Origin of the sequence: Candidimonas nitroreducens, assembly GCF_002209565.1 — a bacterium.
GTDB classification, from domain to species: Bacteria; Pseudomonadota; Gammaproteobacteria; order Burkholderiales; family Burkholderiaceae_B; genus Candidimonas; species Candidimonas nitroreducens.
In genome coordinates, this window is sequence record NZ_NJIH01000011.1 from 1 (window position 1) to 16,908 (window position 16,908).

The 16,908-nt window shown below is 64.1% G+C and carries 13 protein-coding genes; 10 read left to right on the forward strand and 3 right to left on the reverse strand.

What is annotated here, in order from left to right:
- Positions 1-926 (reverse strand): citrate/2-methylcitrate synthase (locus CEY11_RS18795; protein ID WP_088604963.1); only part of this gene is annotated, 926 nt, incomplete at its 3' end.
- A gap of 257 nt (positions 927-1,183) precedes the next feature.
- Positions 1,184-2,173, reverse strand: a complete 990-nt coding sequence (locus CEY11_RS18800; RefSeq protein WP_088604964.1) for a malate dehydrogenase — start codon at positions 2,171-2,173, stop codon at positions 1,184-1,186.
- A gap of 328 nt (positions 2,174-2,501) precedes the next feature.
- Between CEY11_RS18800 and CEY11_RS18805 the strand changes: the two genes are divergently transcribed.
- From CEY11_RS18805 to CEY11_RS18835, 7 genes are all read left to right on the forward strand, one after another.
- Positions 2,502-3,272, forward strand: a complete 771-nt coding sequence (locus tag CEY11_RS18805; protein WP_088604965.1) for a GntR family transcriptional regulator — start codon at positions 2,502-2,504, stop codon at positions 3,270-3,272.
- Between the two features lie 109 nt (positions 3,273-3,381).
- On the forward strand, positions 3,382-3,795 hold the full coding sequence (gene sdhC / locus CEY11_RS18810; RefSeq protein ID WP_088604966.1) for a succinate dehydrogenase, cytochrome b556 subunit: 414 nt from the start codon (positions 3,382-3,384) through the stop codon (positions 3,793-3,795).
- Between the two features lie 2 nt (positions 3,796-3,797).
- Complete coding sequence (gene sdhD, locus CEY11_RS18815; protein ID WP_088604967.1) at positions 3,798-4,181, forward strand: succinate dehydrogenase, hydrophobic membrane anchor protein; 384 nt, start codon at positions 3,798-3,800, stop codon at positions 4,179-4,181.
- A gap of 3 nt (positions 4,182-4,184) precedes the next feature.
- Positions 4,185-5,960: a succinate dehydrogenase flavoprotein subunit gene (gene sdhA, locus CEY11_RS18820; RefSeq protein WP_088604968.1), complete on the forward strand. Its 1,776-nt coding sequence runs from the start codon at positions 4,185-4,187 to the stop codon at positions 5,958-5,960.
- 21 nt (positions 5,961-5,981) lie between these two features.
- On the forward strand, positions 5,982-6,698 hold the full coding sequence (locus CEY11_RS18825) for a succinate dehydrogenase iron-sulfur subunit (protein WP_088604969.1): 717 nt from the start codon (positions 5,982-5,984) through the stop codon (positions 6,696-6,698).
- Between the two features lie 18 nt (positions 6,699-6,716).
- Positions 6,717-6,977 (forward strand): FAD assembly factor SdhE, encoded by a 261-nt coding sequence (locus tag CEY11_RS18830; protein WP_088604970.1) that lies wholly within the window; start codon positions 6,717-6,719, stop codon positions 6,975-6,977.
- A gap of 20 nt (positions 6,978-6,997) precedes the next feature.
- Positions 6,998-8,302: a citrate synthase gene (locus tag CEY11_RS18835; RefSeq protein WP_088604971.1), complete on the forward strand. Its 1,305-nt coding sequence runs from the start codon at positions 6,998-7,000 to the stop codon at positions 8,300-8,302.
- Positions 8,303-8,417: 115 nt separating this feature from the next.
- On the opposite strand, the gene CEY11_RS18840 is transcribed toward CEY11_RS18835, so the two are convergent.
- The gene (locus CEY11_RS18840; protein WP_088604972.1) at positions 8,418-10,718 is read right to left on the reverse strand and encodes an NADP-dependent malic enzyme; all 2,301 of its coding nucleotides are present in this window, start codon (positions 10,716-10,718) and stop codon (positions 8,418-8,420) included.
- Between the two features lie 452 nt (positions 10,719-11,170).
- Here CEY11_RS18840 and CEY11_RS18845 point away from each other — a divergent pair, with 452 nt between their 5' ends.
- The 3 genes from CEY11_RS18845 to lpdA all read left to right on the forward strand — a co-directional run bounded on the left by CEY11_RS18845 (position 11,171) and on the right by lpdA (position 16,866).
- The gene (locus tag CEY11_RS18845; RefSeq protein WP_088604973.1) at positions 11,171-14,041 is read left to right on the forward strand and encodes a 2-oxoglutarate dehydrogenase E1 component; all 2,871 of its coding nucleotides are present in this window, start codon (positions 11,171-11,173) and stop codon (positions 14,039-14,041) included.
- A 32-nt stretch (positions 14,042-14,073) separates the two neighbouring features.
- Entirely contained in the window at positions 14,074-15,288 is a 1,215-nt protein-coding gene (gene odhB / locus CEY11_RS18850; RefSeq protein WP_088604974.1) for a 2-oxoglutarate dehydrogenase complex dihydrolipoyllysine-residue succinyltransferase, read from the forward strand.
- A 150-nt stretch (positions 15,289-15,438) separates the two neighbouring features.
- Positions 15,439-16,866, forward strand: a complete 1,428-nt coding sequence (lpdA, locus tag CEY11_RS18855; protein ID WP_088604975.1) for a dihydrolipoyl dehydrogenase — start codon at positions 15,439-15,441, stop codon at positions 16,864-16,866.
- Positions 16,867-16,908 lie beyond the last annotated feature (42 nt).

The following is a 16,908-nucleotide window of genomic DNA, read 5'->3' on the forward strand; positions in this document are numbered from 1 at the left end:
TCGGCAATGTCGTACATCTTGGTGCTGCCCTGTTTGCGCGAGAGCTTGCGGGCGACTTCCTTGATGACCTTGTTGCGCGGGTCGGAGACGGTGTAGACCGGGTGGCCGAAGCCGATGACGACTTCTTTGTTCTCGACGCGGCGGCGGATGTCGGCCTCGGCCTCGTCGGGCGAGTCGTAGCGCTTCTGGATCTCGAAGGCGACCTCGTTGGCCCCGCCGTGCTTGGGCCCGCGCAGCGCGCCGATGCCGCCGACCAGCGCCGAGTACATGTCCGAGCCGGTGCCGGCGATGACGCGGCAAGTGAAGGTCGAGGCGTTGAATTCGTGCTCGGCGTACAGGATCAGCGAGGTGTGCATGGCGCGCACCCAGTCGCCGCTGGGCTCGGCGCCGTGCAGCAGGTGCAGGAAGTGGCCGCCGATGCTGTCGTCCTCGGTCTGCACGTCGATGATGCGGCCGTTGTGGCTGTAGTGGTACCAGTACAGCAGCGCCGAGCCCAGGCTGGCCATGAGGCGGTCGGCGATGTCGCGCGCATCCGGCGCGTTGTGGTCGTCCTTCTCGGGCAGCACGCAGCCCAGCACGGAAGCCGCGGTGCGCATCACGTCCATGGGGTGGCTGGCCGCGGGCAGCGATTCCAGCACGTTCTGCAGCTGGGCGGGCAGGCCGCGCAGCTTGCGCAGCTTCTGCTTGTAGGCGGCCAGCTCGGCCTTGGTGGGCAGCTTGCCGTGGATCAGCAGGTGGGCGATTTCCTCGAATTCGCAGGTGTCGGCGATGTCCAGGATGTCGTAGCCGCGGTAGTGCAGGTCGTTGCCGCTGCGGCCCACCGAGCACAGCGCGGTGTTGCCGGCCGCAACGCCCGACAGCGCCACCGATTTCTTGGGCTTGAAGGCGGGGGCGGGGGTAGAGGTCTTGGGTGCTTTGCTAGCCATGTCTCAACTCCTAAAGGTCGATGGAATCCGTCCTGCGGCGCGTGGGCCGAGGCCGCTCGGGCGCGGCCGCACAGGGTCTTTGCGTACGAGCGGCGGCACTTGCGCCGTCGCCGCCGGCCGCAGTCTTGCGGCGGCGGCCGCGGGCATGGGGCGCAACGCTTGCGGTGCGCCCGGCCGTCATTTCCTTCCGCGGGACTGCCGTCCCGCGCGGTGACAAAGCAAAGGCCCGCTGCCGGGCCTTTGCGCTTGTCTCTGCTTTACTTCAGCAGATCCTTCACGCCATCGCGTTCTTCGAGCAGTTCCTTCAAGGTGAAGTCCATGCGCTCGCGCGAGAAGGCGTCGACTTCCAGGCCGGTGACCCGGGTGTATTCGCCGTTGACGGTAGTGACGGGCACACCGTAGATGATGCCTTCGGGGATGCCGTAGGAACCGTCGGAGGGCACGCCCATGGTGACCCACTTGCCGTCGCTGCCCAGGATCCAGTCGTGCACGTGGTCGATGGCGGCGTTGGCGGCCGAGGCGGCCGAAGACAGGCCGCGCGCCTCGATGATGGCGGCGCCGCGCTTGCCCACGGTGGGGATGAAGGTGTCGCGGTTCCACTTGTCGTCGTTGATCAGCTTGGCCAGGCTCTGGCCGCCGACCGTGGCGTAGCGGTAGTCGGGGTACATGGTGGGCGAGTGGTTGCCCCAGACGATGAGCTTTTCGATGTCGGCCACGGCCTTGCCCGACTTGGCTGCCAGTTGCGACAGCGCGCGGTTGTGATCCAGGCGCAGCATGGCGGTGAAATTCTTGGCCGGCAGGTCGGGCGCCGACTTCATGGCGATGTAGGCATTGGTGTTGGCGGGGTTGCCCACTACCAGCACCTTGACGTTGCGGCTGGCCACGTCGTTCAGGGCCTTGCCCTGGGCGGTGAAGATCTGCGCATTGACGTGCAGCAGGTCTTTGCGTTCCATGCCGGGGCCGCGCGGACGCGCGCCCACCAGCAGGGCCACGTCGGCATCCTTGAAGGCGTCGCGCGGGTCGCTGTGCGCAGTCATGCCGGCCAGCAGCGGGAACGCGCAGTCGTCGAGTTCCATCATGACGCCCTTGAGGGCCTTCTGGGCTTTCTCGTCGGGAATTTCCAGCAGTTGCAGGATGACGGGCTGATCGCGGCCCAGCATTTCGCCGGAGGCGATGCGGAACAGCAGGGCGTAGCCGATCTGGCCGGCTGCGCCGGTGACGGCGACGCGCAGGGCGGGTTTGGACATGAACTATCTCCGGTAGATGAATGATGGGTGGAAAGAAAAACACCCAACAGTTTAATCCTTTGCGATGGCGCGCAAGCGGCCCGGGACGCGTGTGTGCGCGCAAGATGCCCGGCCTGCCGCCGCTGCCCGCCGCCCGCTACGGACTGCGTTGCACCGGCGTTGCGCGCCTCGGCCGCGGGGCATGCCCGCGTGGCCGAAGATTAGTGGAAATTGACGTTAACGTCAAACATTCTTGTATCTTATATAAGAGTGTTAGACAGGCGCGCTGCTACGTGCGAAAATGGCGGGTGTTTCCAATGGCGGGCTCGCTGCCCGGTTCCAGTCCATAATGCCAGACATCCCCTTGTCCGATCGCAGTCCGGGCGCCCAGCGGGCGGCCGGCAGCGCGGCTTTCAGTCCTCTGTATCAGCAGATCAAAGGCCTGCTGTTGCAAAGCCTGGATCGCGGGGAATGGAAGCCGGGCGAAGCCATACCCAGCGAATTCGATCTGGCTGCGCGGTTCCAGGTCAGCCAGGGCACGGTGCGCAAGGCCATCGATGAACTGGCGGCCGAAAACCTGCTGCTGCGGCGCCAGGGCAAAGGCACTTTCGTCGCCACCCACAACGAGGCGCGGGTGCGCTTTCGCTTCCTGCGGCTTACCCCCGACCAGGGCAAGCCGCCGGTATCCGGCAGCCGCATCCTGGAATGCCGGCGCGTCAAGTCGGCGCCCGACATCGCCCGCCTGCTCGACCTGCGCCTGTCCGAAACCGTGGTCAACTTGCGCCGCGTGCTGTCTTTCGACCAGGTGCCCACCATACTGGACGACATCTGGCTGCCGGGCTCGGTGTTCCGCGGCCTGACGGCCGAATCCCTGGCGCGCTACCGCGGCCCGCTGTATGCCTTGTTCGAATCCGAGTTCGGGGTCAGCATGGTGCGCGCCGAAGAAAAGATCAAGGCGGTGCGCGCCGGCGCCGAAGCAGCCGAACTGCTGCAGGTGCCGCAAGACGAACCGCTGCTGCAGGTCGAGCGCGTTTCCTATACCTACGGCGATCGCCCCATGGAATTGCGCCGCGGTCTGTACCTGACCGAGCACTTCCATTACAGAAACAGTTTGAATTAAAAAGGGTTTTGCCGGCAATGTCGTACTGATTTGATACAGCCCCTTCAATCGGCGAAAATACTGGCTGCTCTTTGCCCAAAAAGTTACTTGTCATAAATCCGAGGCTCATATGTCCGACTCAGCTTCCAAGCCGCGTCCGCAGTTCCGCAACCTCAGCATCTCCCAGATCCTGAGCTACCGGCTGCCGCTCGCGGGCAAATCGTCCATTCTGCATCGCGCCAGCGGGGCGCTATTGTTTCTCTGTCTGCCCCTGGTGATATTGCCGCTGTTTGCCCTGAGCGTGACTTCGCCCGATTCTTTCGCCGCCATGAAGGCCTACACCGCCAACCCCGCCTGTAAGGTGGTGCTATTGGTGCTGCTGTGGGGCTACCTGCATCACTTCTGCGCCGGCATCCGCTACCTTACCCTCGACCTGCATATCGGCAACGACAAGATCACGGCACAGAAAAGCGCCGGCATCGTGTTCGGCGTCAGCCTGGCGCTGACCATCGTGTTCGGTCTCAAACTTTTCGGAGCCTGGTAACCATGGCCACACAAGAACGCATCGGCACGCATCGCCTGGTCGTGGGCGCGCACTACGGCTCGCGCGACTTCCTGGTGCAGCGCATGACCGCCATCATCATGGCGATCTACACCCTCATTCTCATCCTGGCCATCATCTTCTCGCCCAGCCTCGACTTCCAGAGCTGGCGCCACCTGTTCACCTTCCATTTCTTTGCGATACCCCTGGGGCAGTTGCTGGCCACGCTGGCCTTCCTGTCGCTGGCCTGGCACGCATGGATAGGCGTGCGCGACATCTGGATGGACTATGCCAAGCCCACTGGCGTGCGACTGTTGCTGGAAGTCCTGACCGCCCTGTGGCTGGTCGGATCCGTCGTCTTTTTCGCAAAAATTCTCTGGAGTCTCTGAGCCGTGGCTGCTGTCAAACATACCCTACCCCGCCGTCAGTTCGATGTGGTGGTCGTAGGCGCCGGCGGGGCCGGCATGCGCTGCTCTCTGCAACTGGCGCAGGCGGGCCTGTCGGTGGCTGTGCTGTCCAAGGTGTTCCCGACCCGTTCGCACACTGTCGCCGCGCAGGGCGGCATCGGCGCATCGCTGGCCAACATGAGCGAAGACAACTGGTACTGGCACATGTACGATACCGTCAAGGGATCCGACTGGCTCGGCGACCAGGACGCCATCGAATTCATGTGCCGCGAGGCGCCTAACGCGGTCTATGAGCTCGAGCACTTCGGCATGCCCTTCGACCGCAATGCCAACGGCACCATCTATCAGCGGCCCTTCGGCGGCCACACCGCCAATTTCGGTGAAAAGCCCGTGCAGCGCGCCTGTGCGGCGGCCGACCGCACCGGCCACGCACTGCTGCATACCTTGTATCAACGCAACGTCGCCGCGCGCACCCAGTTCTTCGTCGAGTGGATGGCGCTCGATCTGCTGCGCAACGAAGACGGCGACGTGCTGGGCGTGACCGCCCTGGAAATGGAAACCGGCGACATCTACGTGCTGGAAGCCAAGACCACGGTGCTGGCCACCGGCGGGGCGGGGCGCATCTGGGCCGCCTCCACCAACGCCTTCATCAATACCGGCGACGGCCTGGGCATGGCCGCCCGCGCCGGGCTGCCGCTGCAGGACATGGAATTCTGGCAGTTCCACCCCACCGGCGTGGCCGGCGCCGGCGTGCTCATCACCGAAGGCGTGCGCGGCGAAGGCGGGATCCTGCTCAATAAAGACGGCGAGCGTTTCATGGAGCGCTATGCGCCCACGCTCAAAGACCTGGCGCCGCGCGACTTCGTGTCGCGCTCGATGGATCAGGAAATCAAGGAAGGCCGCGGCTGCGGCGACGGTTCCCACGTAGTGCTCAAGCTCGATCACCTGGGCGCCGAAACCATCAACAAGCGCCTGCCTTCCATCCGTGAGATCGCCATTCGCTTCGCCAACGTCGATCCCATCAAGGAACCCATCCCGGTAGTTCCCACCATCCACTACCAGATGGGCGGCATCCCCGCCAATTACAACGGCCAGGTGGTCACCACGCAAGACGGCCAGACCAAGATCGTCAAGGGGCTGTACGCCATCGGCGAATGCGCCGCGGTGTCGGTGCACGGCGCCAACCGCCTGGGCACCAATTCTTTGCTCGACCTGGTGGTCTTCGGCCGCGCCGCCGGCAACCATATCGTCGCCTCGCACCCCGAGCGCCAGCATTCCCACCAGCCCATTCCGGAGTCGTCCATCGACTACTCGGTCGACCGCGTCAACAAGCTGGAAAACCGTACTTCGGGCGAAAAAGTGCAAGACGTGGCCAACGCCATCCGCAATTCGATGCAGCATCATTGCGGCGTGTTCCGCACCATGAAGCTGCTCAATGAAGGCGTCGAGCAAATCGAAGAGCTCTCCAAGCGGGTGGACAACATTGCCTTCCAGGACAAGTCCAAGGTCTTCAACACCGCTCGTGTCGAGGCCCTGGAACTGACCAACATGATCGAGGTCGCGCGCGCCACTACCAAGTCGGCCGCCAACCGCAAGGAAAGCCGCGGCGCCCAGGCGCTCAGCGATTATCCCGAGCGTGACGATGTCAACTGGCTCAAGCACACCCTGTGGTACTCCGAAGGCAGCCGCCTGGACTACAAGCCGGTGCAGTTGAAGCCTCTCACCGTAGAGACCTTCCCTCCGAAAGCGCGCACCTTCTAAGCAGGACACCAGGACACTGAAATGAGCGAAAACCGCAAAGTGAAATTCGAGATCTACCGCTACGATCCCGACAAAGACGAACGTCCGTACATGCAGAAGCTCGAGGTCGAGCTGCAGCCCACCGACAAAATGCTGCTGGACGCCATCCTGCGCATCAAGAACGATGTCGACGACAGCCTGGCGCTGCGCCGCTCGTGTCGCGAGGGCGTGTGCGGCTCCGACGCCATGAACATCAACGGCAAGAACGGCCTGGCGTGCATCACCAATCTGCGCGAACTGAAAGAGCCCATCGTCCTGAAGCCGCTGCCCGGCCTGCCCGTGGTGCGCGACCTCATCGTCGACATGACGCACTTCTTCAACCAGTATCACTCGATCAAGCCTTATCTCATCAACGATCAGCCGCCGCCCGAAAAAGAGCGCCTGCAAAGCCCCGAGGCCCGCGAAGAACTCAACGGCCTGTACGAATGCATTCTGTGCGCCTGCTGTTCGACCGCTTGCCCGTCGTTCTGGTGGAACCCCGACAAGTTCGTCGGCCCCGCCGGCCTGCTGCAGGCCTACCGTTTCATCGCCGACAGCCGCGACGAGGCCACGGAAGAGCGCCTGGACAATCTCGAGGATCCATACCGCCTGTTCCGCTGCCATACCATCATGAACTGTGCGGACGTGTGTCCGAAGGGCCTGAATCCGTCGGCTGCAATCGGCAAGATCAAGGAACTTCTGGTTCGCCGCAGCATCTAGTCTTGTAGCGCTGCTTCGATGAGAACCTTGTCCGAGCTGGAACGCGCCCGCCTGAGATGGCGGGCGCGGCGCGGTTTGTTGGAAAACGACCTGATCATCACCCGGTTCCTGGATCGGTATGAAAACCAGCTGACCGATACCGATGTATCGGCGCTGACACAGCTGTTCGACATGGGCGATAACGATTTGCTCGATGTCTTGCTGGGTCGCACGCAGCTTCAGGGGGTTTACGACACCCCCGATCTGCGGCGCCTGGTCGGGCAGATGCGAGAGCTGTAAAACTTTAGAGGAATATTGCTATGCAACTAGCGGATAAAAAAGCCACGCTATCCTTTTCCGACGGTAGCCCTTCGATAGAATTTCCTGTCTACAAGGGTTCGGTGGGCCCGGATGTCATCGACATCCGCAAACTGTACGGCCAGACCGGCATGTTCACCTACGACCCGGGCTTTCTGGCCACGGCCTCGTGCGAGTCGGCCATCACCTACATCGACGGCGACAAGGGCGAATTGCTGTATCGCGGGTACCCCATCGAACAGCTCGCAGTGAACTGCGACTTCATGGACATCAGCTACCTGATCCTCAATGGCGACCTGCCCAACTCCGCCCAGAAAGCCGACTTCGACTCGCTGGTCACGCACCACACCATGGTGCACGAGCAGCTGCATTCCTTCCTGCGCGGCTTTCGCCGCGATGCGCACCCCATGGCCGTGCTCACCGGCCTGGTCGGCGCGCTGGCGGCCTTCTACCACGACTCCACCGACATCACCATCCCGCGCCACCGCGAAGTCTCGGCCATCCGCCTGATCGCCAAGATGCCCACGCTGGTGGCCATGGCCTACAAGTACTCGCAAGGCCAGCCTTTCATCTATCCGCAGAACGACTTGTCCTACACCGGCAACTTCCTGCGCATGATGTTCGCCACGCCTTGCGAAGACTACAAGGTCAACGAGGTGGTCGAGCGCGCCCTGGATCGCATCTTCATCCTGCATGCCGACCACGAGCAGAACGCCTCCACCTCCACCGTGCGCCTGTGCGGCTCGTCGGGCACCAACCCCTTCGCGGCGATCGCCGCCGGCGTGGCGTGCCTGTGGGGCCCGGCCCACGGCGGCGCCAACGAGGCCTGCCTGCAGATGCTCGAGCACCTGCAGGCCAACGGCGGCATCGAGAAGGTCGGCGCCTTCATGGAGCAGGTCAAGGACAAGAACTCGGGCGTGCGCCTGATGGGCTTCGGCCACCGCGTCTACAAGAACTACGATCCGCGCGCCAAGCTCATGCAGCAGACCTGCAAGGAAGTGCTGTCGGCGCTGGGCCTGGAAAAAGACCCGCTGTTCAAGCTGGCCATGGAACTCGAGCGCATCGCGCTGGAAGACCCGTATTTCGTCGACCGCAAGCTGTATCCCAACGTCGACTTCTACTCGGGCATCGTGCAGCGCGCCATCGGTGTGCCCACCTCGATGTTCACGGCTATCTTTGCCCTGGCCCGCACCGTGGGCTGGATCGCCCAATGGAACGAAATGCTGTCCGACCCCGACTACAAGATCGGCCGTCCGCGCCAGCTGTATGTCGGCCCGGCCGCCCGCGACGTGCCCAAGAAGCGCTAAGACACGGCAAATCGTGCCGGCGCCGCGCCGGGGGCTACGACCCCCGCGTGCCCGGCATGCAATAAACAGGGGCCCCTCGGGGCCCCTGTTTGCTTGGGTGCTTGCGGCTTAGCCCTTAGCCGGCGGCTTGCGCTGCGGCCTCTTGCTGCGCATCCACCACGGCCAGCGCGGTCATGTTGACGATGCGCCGCACCGTGGCGCTGGTGGTCAGGATGTGCACTGGGCGCGCTGCCCCCAGCAGCACCGGCCCCATCGCCACCCCGTGGCTGCCGGTCATCTTCAGCATGTTGTAGGTGATGTTGCCGGTATCCAGGTTGGGCATGATCAGCAGGTTTGCCGGGCCCTTCAGCGTCGATTCCGGATACGCCTTGAGGCGGATTTTTTCCGACAGCGCCGCGTCGGCGTGCATTTCGCCGTCGACCTCGAGCTGCGGCGCGCGTTGCGCGATCAGCTGGCGCGCCCGCGCCATTTTGCGCGAGGAGTCGGTGGGGCGGCTGCCGAAATTGGAGTGCGACAGCAGGGCGATCTTGGGCACCACCCCGAAGCGCCGGATTTCTTCGGCGGCCAGGATGGTCATGTCGGCGATCTGCTCGGCGCTGGGGTTTTCATTGACGTGCGTGTCGCAGACGAACAGCGTCTGGTCGGGCAGCATCAGCACATTCATGGCGCCGTAGGTCTGCGCACCGGGCTTCAGGCCGATGACCTGCTCGACGTACTTGAGCTGGTTGTCGTAGCGGCTGCCGACCCCGCACAGCAGGGCGTCGCCGTCGCCACGCTGCAGCAGCATTACGCCGATCAGCGAATTGTGCTTGCGTATCATCGCCTTGGCGATCTCGGGGGTGACGCCTTCGCGGCCCATCAGCTTGTAGTAGGCGGTCCAGGTCTCGTTGAAGCGCTCGTCGTCTTCGGGGTTGACGATCTCGATGTTTTCCCCGGCGTTCAGGCGCAGCCCGAACTTTTCGATGCGCATCTGGATCACCGCCGGACGGCCGATCAGGATGGGGTGGGCGATGTTTTCATCGACCACCGTCTGGGCCGCGCGCAGCACCCGCTCGTCTTCGCCGTCGGCGTAGATGACGCGCTTGGGCGCCGTCTTGGCCTGCATGAACAGCGGCCGCATCAGCTGGCCCGTGTGATACACCAGGCTCATGAGCTTCTGGCGATAGGCTTCCAGGTCTTCGATGGGGCGCGAGGCCACGCCCGAGGCGGCCGCGGCGGCCGCCACCGCCGGTGCAATCTTGACGATGAGGCGCGGGTCGAAGGGCTTGGGGATGATGTAGTCGGGGCCGAACGACAATTCCTGCCCCGCATAGGCCCTGGCCACCTCGTCGTTTTGCTCGGCTTCGGCCAGTTCGGCGATTGCCCTGACGCAGGCCAGCTTCATTTCTTCGTTGATGACCGAGGCGCCGGCATCCATGGCGCCGCGGAAGATGAACGGGAAGCACAGCACGTTGTTGACCTGGTTCGGGTAGTCGGAGCGCCCGGTGGCCACGATGCAGTCGGGGCGCGCCGCCTTGGCCACCTCGGGGCGGATCTCGGGATCCGGGTTGGCCAGGGCCAGGATCAGCGGGCGCGGCGCCATGGTCTTGACCATTTCGGCGGTGAGCAGGCCGGGGGCCGAGCAGCCCAGGAACACATCGGCATCGCGGCAGACGTCGGCCAGGCTGCGCGCGTCGGTGTCTTGCGCGTAGCGCGCCTTGTTGGCCTCCATATTGGCGTCGCGGCCCTTCCAGATGACGCCGCGCGAGTCGGCCACGAAAATATTCGAGCGCTGCACGCCCAGGTGCACCAGCAGGTCGAGGCAGGCGATCGAGGCCGCGCCCGCGCCCGAGCACACCAGCTTGACCTCGCCGATATTCTTGCCCACCACTTTCAGGCCATTGAGGATGGCGGCCGAAGAGATGATGGCCGTGCCGTGCTGGTCATCGTGGAAGACGGGGATCTTCATGCGTTCGCGCAGCTTCTTTTCAATGTAGAAGCATTCGGGCGCCTTGATGTCTTCCAGGTTGATGCCGCCCAGCGTCGGTTCCAGCGCGGCGATGATGTCGACCAGCTTGTCGGGGTCGGTTTCGTTCAGTTCGATGTCGAACACGTCGATGCCGGCGAACTTCTTGAACAGGCAGCCCTTGCCCTCCATGACCGGCTTGGCCGCCAGCGGGCCGATGTTGCCCAGGCCCAGCACCGCGGTGCCGTTGGTGACCACGCCCACCAGGTTCGAGCGCGAGGTGTAGCGCGAGGCCGCGGACTCGCCTTCGTCGTGGATGGCCATGCAGGCCACGGCCACGCCGGGCGAGTAGGCCAGCGACAGGTCGTCCTGGTTGGCCAGGGTCTTGGTTGGGGTGACGGAAATCTTGCCCGGCGTCGGGTAGGCGTGGTAGTCCAGGGCTAGCTTGGCGAGATCGGCGTTGGCGTCCATTATGAAAAACTCCGGATAACGATGATACGGGGATTGCTGATGCAGGGATTGCAGATACGGGAAATATGTTTATTGCGAATCTGTTGGGGGGCCATGCGTGCCGGGGCGGGTCATCGGGTGCGTGTCAGTGTTGTTCGTGTATTAGGTATTAGTGTTGTTCGTGTATTTCAGCAGAGTTTGCGCCCACATGGTTTTGCGACGCAATATAGGCCTTTCCCGCAAGCGCCGCGGCGAAGTGTTTGTTAATGTCAACGTCCGGGCTGTGGATTTGGCCCAATTGCCGCGTATATCGGTCTTGCTGCGTGGTTCGGCGTTATACTACCGCGAATACGGCTTATCAAGGCGTCGTACGTTGCCTTCTGCCCCGCTATCCGCTAACCGGTCTGGCCGTGTCGCGGAAGGTTTTCCTGCATCATAACGAGTGAGACACTCGGCTAGGTGAAGCGAACAAAATGTCATCGGAAACAGAACTCAAATCCAACTCTTATCTATTCGGCAGTAATGCTCCTTACGTAGAAGAACTCTACGAGTCCTATCTGGACAATCCCGGCTCGGTCACCGACGCCTGGCGCGAGTACTTCGACCAGCTCCAGCATCTGCCGGCTACCGATGGCCGCGAAATCACGCGCGACCAGGCTCACGCTCCCATCATCGAATCGTTTGCGCAGCGTGCCCGTGCCAATGCCTTCGTCAGCCGCGCCCAGGAACCCGACCTGTCGGTCGCCAGCAAGCAGGTCAACGTCCAGTCGCTGATCGCCGCCTACCGTTCGCTGGGCTCGCGGGTCGCGCAGCTCGACCCGCTCAAGCGCCACGACCGCCCCGACATCCCCGAGCTCGACCCCAGCTTCTACGGGCTCGCCGAGGCCGACCTCGACCAGGTCTATGCGGCCACCAATACCTATTTCACCAAAGCCGACACCATGACCATGCGCGACATGCTCAAGGCTTTGCGTGACACGTATTGCCGCGACGTGGGCGCCGAGTTCATGTATATATCCGACCCGGCCGCCAAGCGCTGGATCCAGGAACGCCTCGAATCCACCGGCGGCGTGCCCGCCTACACGCCCCAGGAAAAGCGCCACATCCTGCAGCAGCTTACCGAGTCCGAAGGCCTGGAACGCTTCCTGCATACCAAATACGTGGGGCAGAAGCGCTTCTCGCTGGAAGGCGGCGAAAGCTTCATCGCCTCGATGGACGAGATCGTCAACCACGCCGGCGAGAACGGCGTGCAGGAACTGGTGGTCGGCATGGCCCACCGCGGCCGGCTCAACATGCTGGTCAACATCATGGGCAAGATGCCCGGCGACCTGTTCGCCGAATTCGAGGGCAAGCATGCGCAGGGCCTGACCGACGGCGACGTCAAGTACCACAACGGCTTCTCCAGCGACTTGTCGACGCGCGGCGGCCCGGTGCACCTGTCGCTGGCTTTCAACCCCTCGCACCTGGAAATCGTCAACCCCGTGGTCGAAGGCAGCGTGCGCGCCCGTCAAGACCGGCGCGGCGACCAGGAAGGCCGCGAAGTCCTGCCCGTGCTGGTGCACGGCGACGCGGCTTTTGCCGGCCAGGGCGTGGTCATGGAAACCCTCAACCTGGCTCAGACCCGCGGCTACGGCACCGGCGGCACGCTGCACATCGTCATCAACAACCAGATCGGTTTCACCACGTCCGATCCGCGCGACACCCGTTCCACGCTGTATTGCACCGACGTGGTCAAAATGATCGAAGCCCCGGTGTTCCACGTCAACGGCGACGATCCCGAGGCCGTGGTGTACGCCACCCGCCTGGCGCTGGACTACCGCCTGCAGTTCCACCACGACGTGGTGGTCGACATCGTCTGCTACCGCAAGCTGGGCCACAACGAGCAGGACACCCCGTCGCTGACGCAGCCGCTCATGTACAAGAGCATCGGCAAGCACCCGGGCACCCGCAAGCTGTACGGCGACAAGCTGGTGGCCCAAGGCGTGCTGGCCGAAGGCGAACCCGACCAGATGGTCAAGGACTACCGCCAGCTCATGGAAGACGGCCAGCGCACCATCGAGCCGGTGCTCACCGACTTCAAGAGCAAGTATTCCACCGACTGGGCGCCGTTCCTCGGCGCCAAGTGGACCGACAACGCCGATACCGGCGTGCCCGTGGCCGAACTCACCCGCATCGGCGAGCGCATCACCACCGTTCCCGACAACTTCACCGTCCATCCCCTGGTGCAGAAACTGCTGACCGACCGCCGCCACATGGCGCGCGGCGAACAGAAGCTCGACTGGGGCATGGGCGAGCACCTGGCTTTCGCCACGCTGGTGGCTTCGGGCTATCCCATACGCATCACGGGCCAGGATTCCGGCCGCGGCACCTTCTCGCACCGCCATGCCGTGCTGCACGACCAGAAGCGCGAGCGCTGGGACGACGGGGTGTACGTGCCCTTGCAGAACGTGTCGGAAGGCCAGGCGCCGTTCACCGTCATCGATTCGGTGCTGTCCGAAGAGGCGGTGCTGGGCTTCGAATACGGCTATGCCTCGGCCGAACCCAACACTCTCACCATCTGGGAAGCCCAGTTCGGCGACTTCGCTAACGGCGCCCAGGTGGTCATCGACCAGTTCATCGCCTCGGGCGAAGCCAAGTGGGGCCGCCAGTGCGGCCTGACCCTGATGCTGCCGCACGGCTACGAAGGGCAGGGCCCCGAGCACTCGTCAGCGCGCATCGAGCGCTTCCTGCAGCTGTGCGCCGACAACAACATCCAGGCGGTGCAGCCCACCAACAGCGCGCAGATCTTCCACGTATTGCGGCGCCAGATGATCCGCCAGTTCCGCAAGCCGCTGATCCTGTTCACGCCCAAGTCGCTGCTGCGCAACAAAGACGCCGCTTCCGACCTGGCCGATCTGGCCAACGGCCATTTCATGCCGGTGCTGGGCGAGCAAGACCCGTCCATCCAGGACGCCGAGGTCAAGCGCGTGCTGGCCTGCTCGGGCAAGGTCTACTACGACCTCGTGCATGCCCGCAAGGAAGCCGGGCGCGGCGACGTGGCCATCTTTCGCGTCGAGCAGCTCTATCCCTTCGCGCACAAGGCCTTCCAGGCCGAGCTGCAGAAATATGCCAAGGCCAAGGAAGTCGTCTGGGTTCAGGACGAGCCGCAGAACCAGGGCGCCTGGTTCTACGTCCAGCATCATTTGTACGAGAACATGTCCGAAGGGCAGCGCCTGGGCTACGCCGGCCGTCCGCCTTCGGCTTCGCCCGCGGTGGGCTACCTGGCCAAGCACCAGGAGCAGCAGAAGGCCTTGATCGAAGCGGCCCTGGCCGCCAAGTTCAAGGGCTACATGCTTACGAAATAACCGAATACCTTCAAAATAACGGATTGAAAATCATGGCTATTACTGACGTTGTCGTTCCCCAGCTTTCGGAATCCATCTCCGAGGCGACGCTGCTCACCTGGAAGAAACAGCCCGGGGAGGCTGTCGAGGCCGACGAAATCCTGATCGAAGTCGAGACCGACAAGGTCGTGCTGGAAGTGCCCGCGCCGGCCTCCGGCGTGCTCAAGGAAATCGTCAAGGGCGACGGCAGCACCGTCACCGCCGGCGAAGTGCTGGCGCGCATCGATACCGATGCCAAGGCTGCCGCGGCGCCCGCCGCCGCACCCGAGGCGCCGGCTGCGGCGGCTCCCGCAGTGGCCGCCGCCGCAGCGCCCGCGCCGGCCGCCTCGGCCATCGCCTCGCCTGCCGCCGGCAAGATCCTGGCCGACAAGGGTGTGGATCCGGCCTCGGTAGAAGGCTCGGGCAGGGGCGGGCGCATCACCAAGGGCGATGCCCTGGGTGCCGGCGCCGCTCCGGCGGCCAAGCCCGCGGCCGCGCCGGTCGCGCCTCCCACGCTGTCGCTCGACGGCCGCCCGGAACAGCGCGTGCCCATGAGCCGCCTGCGCGCCCGCGTCGCCGAGCGCCTGCTGCAGTCGCAATCGGAAAACGCCATCCTCACGACCTTCAACGAGGTCAGCATGCAAGGCGTCATGGATCTGCGCAGCAAGTACAAAGAAAAATTCGAAAAAGAACACGGCGTCAAGCTCGGCTTCATGTCCTTCTTCGTCAAGGCCGCCGTGGCCGCCCTCAAGAAGTACCCGGTGGTCAATGCCTCGGTCGACGGCAAGGACATCATCTACCACGGCTACTTCGACATCGGTATCGCGGTGGGCAGCCCACGCGGCCTGGTGGTGCCGATCCTGCGCAACGCCGACCAGATGTCCATCGCCGACATCGAAAAGCAGATCGCCGATTTCGGCGCGCGGGCGCGCGACGGCAAGCTGGGCCTAGAAGAACTTACCGGCGGCACCTTCTCCATTTCCAATGGTGGCGTGTTCGGCTCGATGCTTTCCACGCCTATCATCAATCCGCCGCAGGCGGCGATCCTGGGCATCCACGCCACCAAGGAACGCGCCGTGGTGGAAAACGGCCAGATCGTGATCCGTCCCATGAACTATCTGGCCCTGTCCTACGACCATCGGCTCATCGATGGCCGCGAGGCGGTGCTGGCGCTGGTCGCCATCAAAGAGGCGCTCGAGGATCCGCAGCGCCTGCTGCTCGAAGTCTAAGCAGCCGTTATCAGGCGGCGCCGTGCGGCCCCGTAGCGGGGCGCGGCGCTTCGCCGGCGCGGCCCGCCCTAGGCCGCCCGCGCCGGTGCGCGCCAGCGCCGGCCCTTGCGCACCCATCGTGCGCTTCCATCCATACAGCGAGTAAACAACATGGCTAAACAATTCGACGTAGTCGTCATCGGCGCCGGGCCGGGCGGGTACATAGCCGCCATCCGCGCGGCCCAGCTGGGCATGAGCGTGGCGTGCATAGATGCCTGGACTACCGGCGACGGCAAGCCGGCGCCCGGCGGCACCTGCACCAACGTGGGCTGCATTCCCTCCAAGGCGCTGCTGCAGTCTTCCGAGCACTACGAGCAGGCCACGCAACACTTCGCCGAGCACGGCATCGAGATCAAGGGCGCCACGCTCAAGCTCGACACGCTGCTGGGCCGCAAGAACAACGTGGTCAAGCAGAACAACGACGGCATTCTGTATCTGTTCAAGAAGAACAAAGTCACGTTCTTTCATGGCATGGGCTCTTTCGCCGCCCAGGTCGATGGCGGCTGGTCGATCAAGGTGTCGGGCGCTTCCGACGAAGACCTGGTGGCGCGCCACGTCATCGTCGCCACGGGTTCCTCGCCGCGGGCACTGCCCGGCGCCCCCTATGACGAGAAGCAGATCCTGTCCAACGACGGCGCCCTGGCCATACCGGAAGTGCCGAAGAAGCTGGGCGTGATCGGTGCCGGCGTGATCGGCCTGGAACTGGGCAGCGTGTGGCGCCGCCTGGGCGCCGAGGTCACGATCCTTGAAGCCCTGCCCGAATTCCTGTCGGTGGCCGACCAGCAGGTCGCCAAAGAAGCGCAGAAGGCTTTCGCCAAGCAAGGCCTGGCCATCCACACCGGCGTGAAGATCGGCGAGGTCAAGACTGCGGCGCGCAACGTCACGGTCGTGTATACCGATGCCTCCGGCGCCGACCAGAAGCTGGTGGTCGACAAGCTCATCGTTTCTATTGGCCGCGTGCCCCGCACCGAAGGCCTGGGCGCCGAGGTGGTTGGCCTGAAGCTGGACGAGCGTGGCTTCGTCGCGGTCGACGAAGACTGCCGCAGCAACCTGCCCAATGTCTGGGCGGTGGGCGACGTGGTGCGCGGGCCCATGCTGGCCCACAAGGCCGAGGAAGAGGGCGTGGCCGTAGCCGAACGCATCGCCGGCCAGCATGGCCACGTGAATTTCGGCACCATTCCCTCGGTTATTTACACCTCGCCGGAAATCGCCTGGGTCGGCAAGAACGAGCAGCAGCTCAAGACCGAAGGCCGCGAGTACAAGGCCGGCAGCTTCCCGTTCCTGGCCAACGGCCGTGCCCGCGCCCTGGGCGACACCACCGGCTTCGTCAAGATCCTGGCCGATGCCAAGACCGACGAGGTGCTGGGCGTGCACATCATCGGGCCGGTGGCCTCCGAGCTGATCTCCGAAGCGGTAACCATCATGGAGTTCCGCGGTGCGGCCGAGGACATCGCGCGCATCTGCCATGCCCACCCGACCCTGTCCGAGGCCGTCAAGGAAGCAGCCCTGGCGGTGGACAAGCGGGCGTTGAACTTCTGAACCGCCTCATGCCGTAGCGGCGCCAGTGTGAACAGGGCGGAC